16 protein-coding genes are annotated in these 12501 nt (G+C 73.0%); 11 read left to right on the top strand and 5 right to left on the bottom strand.

The features are described 5' to 3' along the window. Positions 1-240 precede the first annotated feature (240 nt). Together ACTIR_RS0118240 and ACTIR_RS0118235 are read left to right on the top strand one after the other, a co-directional pair. Positions 241-513 carry a GntR family transcriptional regulator gene (locus ACTIR_RS0118240; protein WP_026455359.1) on the top strand — a complete coding sequence of 91 codons (273 nt, stop codon included), beginning with the start codon at positions 241-243 and terminating at the stop codon, positions 511-513. A 64-nt stretch (positions 514-577) separates the two neighbouring features. Continuing rightward, complete coding sequence (locus ACTIR_RS0118235) at positions 578-1108, top strand: CGNR zinc finger domain-containing protein (RefSeq protein ID WP_026455358.1); 531 nt, start codon at positions 578-580, stop codon at positions 1106-1108. A 48-nt stretch (positions 1109-1156) separates the two neighbouring features. Here the strand turns inward: ACTIR_RS0118235 and ACTIR_RS0118230 are convergent, their stop codons facing one another. Then, complete coding sequence (locus ACTIR_RS0118230) at positions 1157-1543, bottom strand: STAS domain-containing protein (RefSeq protein ID WP_026455357.1); 387 nt, start codon at positions 1541-1543, stop codon at positions 1157-1159. Between the two features lie 400 nt (positions 1544-1943). On the opposite strand from ACTIR_RS0118230, the gene ACTIR_RS0118225 reads away from it, so the two are divergent. From ACTIR_RS0118225 to ACTIR_RS0118190, 8 genes are all read left to right on the top strand, one after another. Beyond that, positions 1944-2735 carry a SigB/SigF/SigG family RNA polymerase sigma factor gene (locus tag ACTIR_RS0118225; RefSeq protein ID WP_026455356.1) on the top strand — a complete coding sequence of 264 codons (792 nt, stop codon included), beginning with the start codon at positions 1944-1946 and terminating at the stop codon, positions 2733-2735. Positions 2736-2846: 111 nt separating this feature from the next. Then, positions 2847-3395, top strand: coding sequence for a (2Fe-2S)-binding protein (locus tag ACTIR_RS0118220; RefSeq protein ID WP_026455355.1), 549 nt, complete (start codon positions 2847-2849; stop codon positions 3393-3395). Beyond that, a complete protein-coding gene (locus tag ACTIR_RS0118215; protein ID WP_026455354.1) occupies positions 3392-4393 on the top strand; it encodes an FAD binding domain-containing protein in 1002 nt (333 codons plus the stop codon). Before ACTIR_RS0118220 ends, ACTIR_RS0118215 begins: the two co-directional genes overlap by 4 nt. Further along, on the top strand, positions 4390-6483 hold the full coding sequence (locus tag ACTIR_RS0118210) for a xanthine dehydrogenase family protein molybdopterin-binding subunit (protein WP_026455353.1): 2094 nt from the start codon (positions 4390-4392) through the stop codon (positions 6481-6483). The genes ACTIR_RS0118215 and ACTIR_RS0118210 overlap by 4 nt, the downstream gene beginning before the upstream one ends. A gap of 50 nt (positions 6484-6533) precedes the next feature. Further along, positions 6534-7379, top strand: coding sequence for an SDR family oxidoreductase (locus ACTIR_RS0118205; protein ID WP_026455352.1), 846 nt, complete (start codon positions 6534-6536; stop codon positions 7377-7379). A 37-nt stretch (positions 7380-7416) separates the two neighbouring features. Continuing rightward, positions 7417-7752 carry a DUF3140 domain-containing protein gene (locus ACTIR_RS0118200; RefSeq protein ID WP_007025495.1) on the top strand — a complete coding sequence of 112 codons (336 nt, stop codon included), beginning with the start codon at positions 7417-7419 and terminating at the stop codon, positions 7750-7752. Positions 7753-7823: 71 nt separating this feature from the next. After that, positions 7824-8618, top strand: a complete 795-nt coding sequence (locus ACTIR_RS0118195; RefSeq protein ID WP_026455351.1) for a PIG-L family deacetylase — start codon at positions 7824-7826, stop codon at positions 8616-8618. 20 nt (positions 8619-8638) lie between these two features. Next, positions 8639-8992, top strand: coding sequence for an ArsR/SmtB family transcription factor (locus tag ACTIR_RS0118190; RefSeq protein WP_026455350.1), 354 nt, complete (start codon positions 8639-8641; stop codon positions 8990-8992). 51 nt (positions 8993-9043) lie between these two features. On the opposite strand, the gene ACTIR_RS0118185 is transcribed toward ACTIR_RS0118190, so the two are convergent. Genes ACTIR_RS0118185 through ACTIR_RS24180 form a run of 4 tightly spaced genes read right to left on the bottom strand, consistent with a single transcriptional unit; the run spans position 9044 to position 11713 of the window. Then, positions 9044-9847, bottom strand: coding sequence for an energy-coupling factor ABC transporter ATP-binding protein (locus ACTIR_RS0118185; protein ID WP_084789602.1), 804 nt, complete (start codon positions 9845-9847; stop codon positions 9044-9046). Beyond that, positions 9835-10599, bottom strand: a complete 765-nt coding sequence (gene cbiQ / locus ACTIR_RS0118180; protein ID WP_026455348.1) for a cobalt ECF transporter T component CbiQ — start codon at positions 10597-10599, stop codon at positions 9835-9837. The genes ACTIR_RS0118185 and cbiQ overlap by 13 nt, the downstream gene beginning before the upstream one ends. Next, entirely contained in the window at positions 10596-10988 is a 393-nt protein-coding gene (locus tag ACTIR_RS0118175) for a PDGLE domain-containing protein (RefSeq protein WP_026455347.1), read from the bottom strand. The genes cbiQ and ACTIR_RS0118175 overlap by 4 nt, the downstream gene beginning before the upstream one ends. After that, complete coding sequence (locus ACTIR_RS24180; protein ID WP_034240877.1) at positions 10985-11713, bottom strand: energy-coupling factor ABC transporter permease; 729 nt, start codon at positions 11711-11713, stop codon at positions 10985-10987. Before ACTIR_RS24180 ends, ACTIR_RS0118175 begins: the two co-directional genes overlap by 4 nt. Positions 11714-11835: 122 nt before the next feature. On the opposite strand from ACTIR_RS24180, the gene ACTIR_RS26875 reads away from it, so the two are divergent. Beyond that, positions 11836-12501 (top strand): beta-phosphoglucomutase family hydrolase (locus tag ACTIR_RS26875; RefSeq protein ID WP_026455346.1); only part of this gene is annotated, 666 nt, incomplete at its 3' end.

Here is a 12501-nt window from a genome sequence, read left to right as displayed (position 1 = left end):
ACGCTTCGCCCCCGCGGACGCGCAGCAGGCGGCCCGCAGACTGATCGAGGTCACGCGGGAGATCGCCGCCCAGCCGATCCCCGAGCAACGCGCACCGGCCGCCGACGGCTGACCGTCCGCCCGGTCCGCCCCGGCCCCCCGGATCGACCACCGTCCCCACCCGTCCGGAAACCGCGCCACACCGCGGTGGGGCGCGGTCCGCACTCCGACACAGCGGTCGACCGTTCTATCTTGCTGACCATGAACGGTCCCGAACGGAAGAAGTACAACCCGGAGAGCAAGACCGGGTACGAGTACGTGCTGCTCGCCGACCATCTGGCGGAGTTCATCGAGCGGGGCGAGTGGCCGCCGGGGAGCCGGTTGCCCGGTGAGCGCGCACTGTCCGCGGAGTACGGGGTCGCCCTGGACACCATCCGGAAGGCGACGCAGATCCTGCGGGAACGCGGGCTGGTGCAGACCTTGCGCTCCAAGGGGACGTTCGTGGCGCCGGGGGGCCGCACGACCGACCCGTGAAGGCCGTCACCCGTGCGTACCGGCTGACCACGGCGGGCCACCACCGCCGAGTAGCCTTGACGGGATGTCGTTCGCGCGGACCGAGGCCCCCGAGGAGCTCTCCCGGATGGTGGAGCTGTGCAACTCGGCACGGCTGCTGGCCACCGAGGACGCCCTCATCACGCCGACGAGCGCCGCCGCCTGGCTGAGGTCCCAGGACGTGGTGATCGGGGAGCTGAGCCGCAGGGACCACGAGCTGTTGCTGCGGGTGCGGGAGTGCCTCCGGGACCACGTCGAGGGCCGGGACGCCACCCGGGAACTGAACAAGCTGGCCAGGCAGCTGCTGGGCGCGCCACGGTGGTCGACCGAGGGCGAGCCGGTGCTGCCACCGCGGCGGACCGGTCCACTGACCGGGTATCTGGCCGAGATTCTCGGCACCGCCTTCACGGCGGGGCTGACCGGCGAGCGCGACCGGCTCAAGACCTGCCGCAACCCGGACTGCCGCTGGGTGTTCTACGACCGGTCACCGGCGCGGAACAGCGAGTGGTGCGCGCAGGAGGACTGTGCGGCGCGTCGCACGCCCCGCCGACACCGTTCGCGGCACGTCGGAGGGTGAGCCACCGGGGTCCGTGGGGCCGGCACCGGAACCGACCGGGCCGCCCGGTCACGACGACGGCGCGAGCCGCCCGCCCACCCCGGTGATCACGGCGAGCGCCTCGGCGCGGTCCGCGCACACCGGCATACCGACATCGAGGTCGGTCATCCGCATCGGGCGCAGTACCACGGACGGGCAGACCAGTGCCCGGCGCAGACCGCGGCGGGCGGCGGTCGCGGCCACGTGTCCGAGGGCGGACAGGCCCGCGGCCCCGAAGAACACGACCCCGGACAGGTCCAGAACGACGCCGCGGACGTCGCCCGGCAGGTCGTCCAGGCAACGCCGGAGCAGCAGCGCGCCCGCGAGGTCCACCTCCCCGGACACCCGCACGACCGCCGTACCCGCGACGGGAGCCTCGATCCGGATGTCGGCCCCCGTGCGCACCTCGCGGTCCATGGTCGCCGCCTCCCCTGTCGTCTCCGGTCCGGCGTGGCGGGCAACGGCCACCGCCCGGGACGGTACGCACAGCCGGGTACGGACCGCAACCACTCCGTTACGGTGACGGCCCGGCGGCGCGACGGCGCGGGGGCGGGCACCCGGGACGGCCCACGCCCCCGCGGTTGATTCCTCCATTGTGGACTGTGTGGACGGCGGCACGGTCGGCGGTGTCCCGAGCCGTCCACGGTGCCGGAACCGCCCGGCAGCACGGGAAAATCGGCACTTCGGGGTGAACTCGACCGTGCGCGGACGAAGATCGGGGAAGCCGTCACGCTGCCGTCGGCGGTGTCAATCCCGGGGGCGGGCACCGCCCGGCGGCCGGGTGTGGCCGACCGGGGCCCGGGGTAGTCACGGTTTCGTGACCCCTGACGAGCAATCCCACGCGGAGGGGCGCGAGCATTCAGGCGGCTACGAGGATCTCGCTCCACTGTTCAACACGCTGGCCGAGCTCGCGCCGGACGACCCGAAGCGGGCAGTCGTACGCGAGGAGATCATCACACGGTGCCTGCCGTTGGCCGAGCACATCGCCCGGCGTTTCGTCGGCCGCGGCGAACCCCGGGACGATCTCGTCCAGGTGGCGCGGCTGGGACTGCTCAACGCGATCGACCGGTTCGACGCCTCGCGGGGCACGGAGTTCGTCGCCTTCGCGGTGCCCACGATCATGGGTGAGGTCCGCAGGCACTTCCGGGACTCGAGCTGGGCGGTCCGGGTCCCCCGCAGGCTCAAGGAACTGCACCTGTCGATCAGTCAGGCCAGCGGCAAGCTGGCGCAGCGGCTCGGGCGGGCACCCACGCCCAGCGAGCTCGCCACCGAACTCGGACTCGCGGCGGAGGACGTCTGGGACGGGTTGCTCGCGGGCAACGCCTACCAGTCGGTCTCGATGGACGCCGCCTACGACGACGAAGGCACTCTCCCCCTGGCCGAGACGGTGGGCTCGGACGACGCGGAGCTGGAGAACGTCGAGTACCACGAGTCGTTGCAACCGCTGCTGGCCGGGCTCCCGGAACGCGAACGGCGGGTGTTGATCCTGCGGTTCTTCGGCAACATGACCCAGACCCAGATCGCCGAGCGGGTCGGGATCTCCCAGATGCACGTCTCCCGACTGCTGGCCCGGACCCTGGAGTTCCTCCGCGGTCGGCTCACCGAGTGAGGCGGTCCCGACCACCCCGCCACCGCCCGACCGCGCCGTTTGGTGCGCAGGGGTGCGGGGTACGTCGAATGCGCCGCCGCCAACGGGTCCCGACGAGTCGCATGGGGTGTCATGGAATCGCCGATCACACTCACCGTGGACGGTCGACGTCACACGCTGTCGGTCGACACCCGGGTGACCCTGCTGGACGCGCTCCGGGACCGGCTCGACGTGCCCTCGGTGAAGAAGGGGTGCGACCACGGCCAGTGCGGCTCGTGCACCGTGCTGCTCGACGGCAGGCGCGCCACCACCTGTCTGACGTTCGCCGTCGCCCGGGACGGCGCGGAGATCATCACCGCCGCCGACGAGGCGGACCCGGTCCTGCACGCGCTGCATCGCGCGTTCCTGGACCACGACGCCTTCCAGTGCGGGTACTGCACCCCCGGGCAGATCTGCTCGGCCGCCGGTGTCCTGGCGGAGCTCGAGGCGGGCGAACCGAGCGCCGTCACCTCCGCCGCCCGGTCCGCCCCCGTGGACGACAGCGCCGAGATCCGCGAGCGGATGAGCGGCAACCTGTGCCGCTGCGGTGCCTACGGCAACATCGTGGCGGCGGTGGCCCGCCTCGCCCGGGAGCGGGTCGCGGCGGACGGGGACACCGACGCACCGGGAGCCGGGTCGTGATCCCGTTCGAGTACCGCCGCGCCGAGGACGTGGATTCCGCGGTCGCCACGGTCACCGGCAACGACCGGGCCGCTTTCCTGGGCGGCGGCACCAACCTCGTCGACCACATGAAGCTGGGCATCGCGCGGCCGGAACTGCTGGTCGACCTCACCGGGCTGCCGCTGGACGGTGTGGAGGAGCTCCCGGACGGCACGGTGCGGATCGGCGCGGGCACCCGGAACAGCGACGTGGCCGCGCACCCGGTGATCCGGCGGCGGTACCCCGCACTGGCGCAGGCACTGCTGCGCGGGGCCTCCGGACAGTTGCGCACACTCGCCACCGTCGGGGGCAACCTCCTGCAGCGGACCCGGTGCGTCTACTTCCAGGACGTCACCACACCGTGCAACAAGCGGGAGCCGGGGCAGGGGTGCTCCGCGCTGGAGGGATACACCCGGTACCACGCGGTGCTGGGGGCATCCGAACACTGTGTGGCGGTGCACCCCTCGGACATGGCGGTGGCCCTGACCGCGCTGGACGCCGTCGTCCAAATCCGCGGCGCCGACGGCGACCGCGCCGTGGCCGTCGCCGACCTCCACCGGCTGCCCGGGGCGCACCCGGAACGCGACACCGTCCTCGGCCACGGCGAGCTGATCACCGCCGTCGACCTGCCGCCCACCCCGTTCTCGGCGCGGTCGTGGTACCGCAAGGCCGCCGACCGCGCCGCGTTCGCGTTCGCGCTGGTGTCCGTGGCCGCCGCACTGGACCTCGACGACGGGCACGTCACCGACGCCCGGATCGCCTTCGGCGGGCTCGCCCACAAACCGTGGCGGGCCACGCTCACCGAGCACGCCCTGCGGGACAGGCCCGCGACGGCCGGGGAGTTCCGCGCGGCCGCGGAGGCCGAACTGGCCGACGCGCGGCCGCTCGCGGGCAACGCCTTCAAGGTGCCGATGGCGCGGAACCTGCTGGTCGCCGTGCTCCGCGGGTTGGTGGACGACCGTGCGGAGGACCCGTCGTGACCACGACGCCGCGGACGAGCGCGCTCGGGGCCGACCTCGAACGGATCGACGGGCACGCCAAGGTCACCGGGACGGCGCCGTACGCCTGGGAACACCCGGTGCCCGCACCGACGTACCTGCACCCCGTGCAGGCCACGGTCGCGCGGGGCCGGGTGCTCGACGTCGACGCCCGCGCGGCGACCGCGCTCGCCGGTGTGGTCACGGTCCTGACCCCGTTCGACGCCCCGGCACTGGAGCGGGGGTACGACGCCGAGCTGGAGGTGCTGCAGTCGGACGAGGTCGCCTTCCGCGGACAGCTCATCGGGGCGGTGGTGGCCGAGACCCCGGAGACGGCCCGGCAGGCCGCCGACCTCGTGCGGGTGAGCTACGAACGCAGGCCGCACGACGTGGCGTTCGCGGCCGACCGGGACGACCTCTACGCACCCGGGGTGGTCAACGGGGGCCATCCCACCGACACCCGGCAGGGCGACCCGGACGCCGCGTTCGCCGCGGCGGAGCGGGCGGTGGAGGCCACCTACACCACCGCGCGCAACCACAACAATCCGTTGGAACCGCACACCACGGTGGCGATGTGGCACGACGACGGGAGCCTCACGCTGCACGACTCGACGCAGGGTGTGCACACCACCCGCGACACCGTGGCCCGGATGTTCGGCCTGGACCGCGAACGGGTGCGCGTGCTCGCCCCGTACGTGGGCGGCGGGTTCGGGTCGAAGGGCACCCCGCACGCCCACTTCGTGCTCACGGCGCTGGCGGCCCTGCGCACGGGGGGACGCCCGGTGAAGTTCGCCGTCACCCGGCAACAGATGTTCTCGTTCGTCGGCTACCGCACCCCGACGATCCAACGGGTGCGCCTCGGCGCGGACGCGGACGGCCACCTCGTGTCGCTGAGCAACGACGTCGTGGAGACCACGTCCCGGCTCAAGGAGTTCGCCGAACAGACCGCCGTCCCGGCGCGCACCATGTACGCCGCGCCGAACCGGCGCACCACCCACCGGCTGGCGGCGCTGGACGTCCCGGTGCCGTCCTGGATGCGGGCCCCGGGCGAGTGTCCCGGCATGGTCGCGCCCGAGATCGCGATGGACGAGCTGGCCGAGGCGTGCGGACTCGACCCCGTGGAACTGCGCCTGCGCAACGAACCGGACATCGACCCGGACAGCGGTCTGCCGTACTCGACGCGGAACTTCGTGCCCTGCCTCACCGAGGGTGCCCGCCGGTTCGGCTGGGACCGGCGTCCCCCGCTGCCCCGGTCCACGGTGCGCGACGGCTGGTGGATCGGCACCGGCGTGGCCGGGTCGCTGTACCCGGTCCTGCAGCGGCCGAAGTCGTCGGCACGGGTGCTCCTGCGCCCGGACCGGCGGTACGAGGTCGCGATCGGGGCGGTCGACCTCGGTACCGGGGCGTGGACGGCGCTCACCCAGATCGCCGCCGACGCCCTGGACGTCGACGTGGACGACGTCGCGCTGCGGATCGGCGACAGCGACCTGCCCACCGCGACCGTCGCGGGCGGCTCGTCCGGCACGACGAACTGGGGGTCGGCGATCGTGGCGGCCGCGCGCCGGTTCCGGGAGACCTACGGCCCCGACCCGGAACCCGGCGACGGGTCCACCGCCACGATGCGGCCGAACCCGGACGCCGGGCGACTCTCGATGCACGCGTTCGGCGCACAGTTCGCCGAGGTCCGGGTCGATGTCGACACCGGCGAGGTGCGGGTGCCCCGGCTGTTCGGCGTGTTCGCCGTGGGCCGCGTGGTCAACCCGCGCACGGCGCGCTCGCAGCTCGTCGGGGGCATGACCATGGGCCTGTCGATGGCCCTGCACGAACGGAGCGTGCTCGACGAGCGGTTCGGTTTCGTCGTCAACCACGACCTCGCCGAGTACCACATCAGCGCCTGCGCGGACGTCGAGTCGGTGGAGGCCACCTGGATCGACGAGCGCGACCCGGCGGTGAACCCGATGGGCACGAAGGGGATCGGCGAGATCGGCATCGTGGGCACCGCGGCGGCGATCGCGAACGCGGCCTACCACGCCACCGGCGTCCGGGTGCGCGAGCTCCCGGTCACGGCGGACATGCTGCTCACCGACTTCTGACCCGGCCACGCCGCCGACGACCACCCGCCCGACGTGAGGAGGAGGATCCGGTGAACCAACCCGAGCAGACGCAGCGGCCGCCCGGCGACACCGGGGAGATGGCCCCGGAGCCCGTCGACGAGATGCGCGGCTACGTCGGTCGCGACCTCCTGGCGGGCCGCAGGGCCCTGATCACCGGGGCGGACTCCGGGATCGGCCGGGCCGTCGCCGTCGCCTTCGCCAAGGAGGGTGCCGACGTCGCCGTGTCCTACCTCGAGGAGCACTCCGACGCCGAGCACACGGCGGCGCTGGTACGGCAGGAGGGCCGGCGCTGCCTGTTGTTGCCGGGTGACCTCGCCGAGCGGGACCGGTGCGAGTCGGTCGTCACCGACACCGTCCGCGAACTCGGCGGGCTGGAGATCCTGGTGAACAACATCGCCACCCAGTCCCAGCACGAGTCGTTCGACGAGATCACCGACGAGCAGTGGACCCACACCTTCGACGTGAACATCCATTCCTATTTCCGGGTGACGGCGGCGGCGCTGCGCCACCTGCCCGAGGGCGGGGCGATCGTGAACACCGGCTCGGTGAACGGGCTGCGCGGGAACAAGAAGCTGATCGACTACTCGGCCACCAAGGGTGCGGTGCACTCGTGGACGTTCGCGCTGGCGCAGTCGCTGATCGGCCGGGGCATCCGGGTGAACTGTGTCGCGCCGGGGCCGGTGTGGACACCGTTGATCCCCGCGACGATGGAGTCCGGGCACGTCGGGTCGTTCGGTGCGCAGACCCCGATGGGCCGGGCCGCCGAACCCGACGAACTGGCGCCGTCGTACGTCTTCCTCGCGGCCGACCGGCTGTCCTCCTACTACACCGGGGAGGTCATGGCGGCGCTGGGCGGCGAGACGACACCGGGCTGAGCACGGGTTCCGTGGGAGAACGACAAGGAGGTCGCCGGTGGACAGCGGGGACGAACGGCTGTGGGACGAGTTCCACCGCGTGGTGAACATGAGTTCGCGGGAGTTGAGCGAGTGGTTGCGCACGCGCTCGTCCACCCCGGACGACGAGGAGTACCCGGACCGGGCGGGCCCGCACCTGGGCCAGCGGGTGCTGGAGATCCTCGGCAAACGCAAGACCGACCTGATCCCGGACGACTTCGACGTCATGCGCCGGGTGGTCGACAAGATCCACGGACAGCGGCGGGAGGACCTGGAACCGACCGCCGGGGAGACGCACTGGCGGCACCGGCTCATGTCCCTGGGACACGATCCGCTCAAGCCGCCCTCGACCTGAGTCGACCCGCGCCGTGCGGACCGCCTCCGGATCCCCGCGCGGTGGGTCGTGCGGGTGGATAGGGTGAACGCATGGCGACGCTGGTGTCCTTCCACGCCCACCCCGACGACGAGTGCATCGGCTGCGGCGGGGTGCTGCGCAAGGCGCACGAGGAGGGCCACCGCGTCGTGCTCGTGGTGGCCACCCGCGGCGAGCACGGCGAGGTGCCGGACGGGTTCCTCGACGAGGGCGAACCGCTGTGGCGGCGCAGGGTGGCCGAGACGCACGCCGCGGCGGAGATACTCGGCGTGGACCGCGTCGAGTTCCTCGGCTACACCGACTCCGGCATGATGGGCGCCGACACCAACGACGCACCGGGGTCGTTCTGGACCACCCCGGTCGACGAGGCCGCCCAACGTCTGGCGGCGATCCTCACCGACGAGCACGCCGACGTGCTGACCTGCTACGACGACAACGGCGGGTACGGACACCCGGATCACATCCAGGTACACCGCGTGGGGATGCGGGCCGCCGGGCTGGCCGGGACCCCGCGGGTGTTCCAGAACACCATGAACCGGGACCACCTGGCCCGGGGGAGGCGTGTCTTCGCCGACTCGCCCGAGGGTGCCCTGTTCGAGCTCCCCGATCTCGACGAGAACTTCGGCAAGCCCGAGTCGGTGATCGACACCGCGGTGGACGTGACCGGCTATCTCGGGCACAAGCGCGCCGCGATGCGCGCGCACGCCAGCCAGATCAGTGAACAGTCGTTCTTCCTGGCGATGCCCGACGAGGCGTTCGCCCACGCCTTCGGCACCGAGTGGTTCCTCGGCGACGGCCGGTCGGCCGGTTCCGACGGCACGGGGACCGACCTGCTCGCCGGACTCTGAGTCGGTGGGATCATTCAGGGGTGCCCACGGATTCACGACGCCGCCTGATCGACCCGCAGCGGGTGCGAGCCGCTGAGGAATGTCTCGGGGACCGGGAGAACGTCCAGCAATGGGCGGACCGGTTCTCGGTGATCGCCGACCCCTCCCGACTGGCCCTGCTGGTGTGCATCCACTGCGCCCGCGAGATCTGTGTGTCCGACCTCGCGGTCGCGGTGGGGATGACCGACACCGCGGTGTCCCAGGCGCTGCGCATCCTCCGCGCGCACGGGCTGGTCACCGCCGACCGCCGGGGCCGGGTGGTGTACTACCGGCTCGCCGACGAGACGATGCACGAACTCATCCACCAGGTGCGACCGCACCACCCCGGGAGCTGACGGATCCTTCGCGACCGCCGGCGGGTCGTCCCCGCCGGCCGGCACGGGGTTTCACTCCGGGTCCACCCGGAAGCCCCACGGCAGTTCCAGGCGGTGCGCGGCCAGCAGCCGCTCGTCGGCGAGGAGCTCCCGGGTGGGCCCGTCGGCGACGACCCTCCCGTCGTCGATCAGCACGCTGCGCGGGCACACCTGGAGCGCGAACGGCAGGTCGTGGGTCACCAGCACCGTCGTGGTCCCGAGCGCGAGCAGCGTCTCGGCGAGTTCCCGGCGCGCGACCGGTTCGAGGTTCACCGACGGTTCGTCCAGCACCAGCACGTCCGGATCGCTCGCGAGCACGGTGGCCAGGGCGACCCGGCGTCGCTGGCCGACGGACAGGTGGGTCGGCGGCCGGTCGGCGTGCCCGGCCATCCCGACGGCGTCGAGCGCGGCACGCACCCGCCGGGACCGCTCCGGCTCCGGCACGCCGAAGTTGCGCGGGCCGAAGGCCACGTCCTGCCCGACGGTCGGCATGAACAGCTGGTCGTCCGGGTCCTGGAAGACCACGCCGACCCGCCTGCGGACGTCGGTCCGGGTCCTGGTGCCGATTGGGACCCCGGCGACGCGCACCGTTCCCTCGTCCGGGAGGAGCAGACCGTTGAGGTGCAGGGCCAGGGTCGTCTTCCCCGCCCCGTTCGGTCCGAGCACCGCCACCCGCTCCCCCGGCTCCACCCGCAGGTCGATCCCGGACAGCGCCCGGTGTCCGTCGGGGTAGCGGTGCCGGAGACCGGTGATCTCCAGCGCGGGCGGTTCCGGGGCCGCGCCGGAGGACGCCGGCTCCTCCCGGTCCGCGCGGCGGTCGGCGTTCACCCCAGCCACAGTGCCACCCCGCAGACCCCCGCGATCACCGTGCCGGGAACCAGCGCCGCCGCCCACTGGCCGGGTGCGGCACGGCGACCGTCGGCGAGGTACGTGGCCGGGGCCCCGGCGTCGAACCCGCGGGAGAGCATCGCCAGGTGCACCCGTTCGCCACGCTCGAAGCTGCGCAGGAACAGCGTCCCGACACCGCGGGCGATCCCGCCCGCCTGCCAGAGGAACCGCGGGTCGTCCCCGCGGGCCAGGCGGGCCCGCGACATCCGCCGTGCCTCGGACACGATCACCTCGACGTAGCGCACCAGCAGTCCGGCCATCATGGTCACCGTCGCGGGTACCCGCAGGCGGCGCAGTCCGGTGACGAGCTCACCGGGATGCGTGGTCGCCGCCAGGGTGAGCGAGACCAGCAGGCCCAGGGTGCCCTTCACGGCGATGTTCCACCCGGCCAGCAGACCTTCCGTGGACACCGCGACCCCGAGCACGTCGGTGCGGGGCCCGCCCGAGACGAACGGGAGGACGAGGGCGAAGACGACGAACGGCACCTCGATGACGGCCCGTCGGGCGAGCCAGCCGGGTGGGATCCGCGCGGCCGCCCACACGCCCACCAGGACGAGCAGGTGGAGCCCGAAGGCCCAGAAGGCCTCCCGTGGGGTGGCCACCACGCCCAGCACGGCCGAGAACGCACCGACGACCTTCACCTCGGGCGCGAGCCGGTGCACCGGGGTGTCGGCCGGCCGGTGCAGGACGGGTGCACTCACCGTCCGGAACCACCCTGCCGGGACCGGCGCCGCCGGAGGGGCAGCCACACCAGGACGACGGTCACGGCGAGGGTCACCAGGACGCCGAGGACCCCCGCGAACCCGGTGAACGTCTCGTCGCCGCCGAGGGTGTAGTCGGCGAACACGCTCCCGGCGAGATCGTGCCCACGCTCGGCCTGCGCGACGCAGTCCCCCCGGAGTTCGCCGTCGACCTCGGTACAGCCCTGCCGGGTCACCGACTCCAACCCGTCCGGGGACCCGTCGGCCAGGTAGGACACCACCCCGGCGAGCAGTAACGCCGCCAGGCCGAGCACGACGGAGAACCGCACGCCGCGCCGCCTCCGGCCCGCCCCGTCCGGGCGGAGGTCCGTTTCCCGCTCCGTACTCACCGTTCCGCCTCCGTGGTCAGCGTGTCGCCTGTCCTGGTCGGCGGGTCGCCCGCCGTGGTCACCGGCCGACGGCCGAGCAGATGCACCAGTTCCGGGCGGGCCGCGGCGACGGCGGCCACGGTCACCGCCGTGATCACCCCCTCGCCGATCCCGATGAGCGCGTGGACCCCGAACATCGCCGCCGCCAGCCCGCCGATCGGAACGTCGCCCTGACCGCCGAGCGCGTACTGGACGACGAATCCCCCCGCGGCGGCGACGGTGCCCACCCACGCCGCCACGAACGTGACGACGAGCAGGCCCGTCCGGGACGCCCGGGCGTACCGCCGCAGCCCGAGGGCGACGAGGTAGGCCGCGGCCGTACCCAGCAGGGCGATGTTGGTGATGTTGATGCCGAGCGCGCTCAGCCCGCCGTCGGCGAACAGCAGGGCCTGCACGAGCAGCACCACGCCGAGACCGACCGCGCCGACCCAGGGACCGACCAGGACGGCGGCCAGTGCCCCGCCGAGCACGTGGCCACTGACACCCGGCAGCACCGGGAAATTGATCATTTGCAGCGCGAACACGAAGGCGGCGACCAGCCCGGCCAGGGGCACCAGCCGCTCGTCGAGATCACGCCGGGACATCGCGAGGGCGACGGCGAGGCCGGCCACGGCCACCACGCCGAACAGCAGCGAGGTGGGCACGTCCAGCAGTCCGTCGCTGACGTGCAGGGCGAGGGTTTCCATAGCGCTCCCGGGAGGAAGACGGGTCATCGGCACCGCCGAAGCCGACTGATCATCTGTTCACCTTTTCAAGTGTACAGGTTTCAGCGTGGCGAGGCGGGGGCCGCGCTACTAGCGTGAACGGCATGATCGGGTTACCCCCCGCGGTCACCGCGTGCCTGTTCGACCTCGACGGCGTGCTGACGAGCACCGCCTCGTTGCATCTGCGCGCCTGGCGACGGACCTTCGACGAGGTGCTCCACGAGCACGCCCCCGACCAGCACGGGTTCACCGACCGGGACTACACCGCCCACGTGGACGGGCGGTCCCGCCTCGACGGGGTGCGGGAGTTCCTCGCCTCCCGCGGTCTCCACCTGCCGGAGGGCGCGCCCGACGACCCGGGCGACGCGGCGACCGTGCACGGTGTCGGCAACCGCAAGAACGACCGGCTGCTGGCGCTGCTGTCCTCCGAAGGGGTGCACCCCTTCCCCGGTTCGGTCCGCTACCTCGACGCCGCACGGGAACACGGCCTGGCCATCGGCGTGGTGACCTCCTCCGCCAACGGGGAGCTGGTGCTCGACGCGGCCGGGCTGACGCCCTACGTCCGGGCGCGGGTGGACGGCCGCACGATCCGCGCCGAGGGCCTGCGCGGCAAGCCCGCACCGGACTCGTTCCTGCGCTGCGCCCGCGAACTCGGGGTCGGGCCCGACCGGGCCGCGGTGTTCGAGGACGCCCGATCCGGGGTACAGGCGGGCAGGGCCGGTGACTTCGCGTGGGTGGTCGGGGTCAACCGGGTGGCGGCGGCACCGGAC

Source organism: Saccharomonospora iraqiensis subsp. iraqiensis (genome assembly GCF_000430445.1).
Classification (GTDB): Bacteria; Actinomycetota; Actinomycetes; order Mycobacteriales; family Pseudonocardiaceae; genus Saccharomonospora; species Saccharomonospora iraqiensis.
The sequence above is the reverse complement of the archived record's forward strand: the minus strand, read 5'-3'. Positions and strand labels throughout refer to the sequence as shown.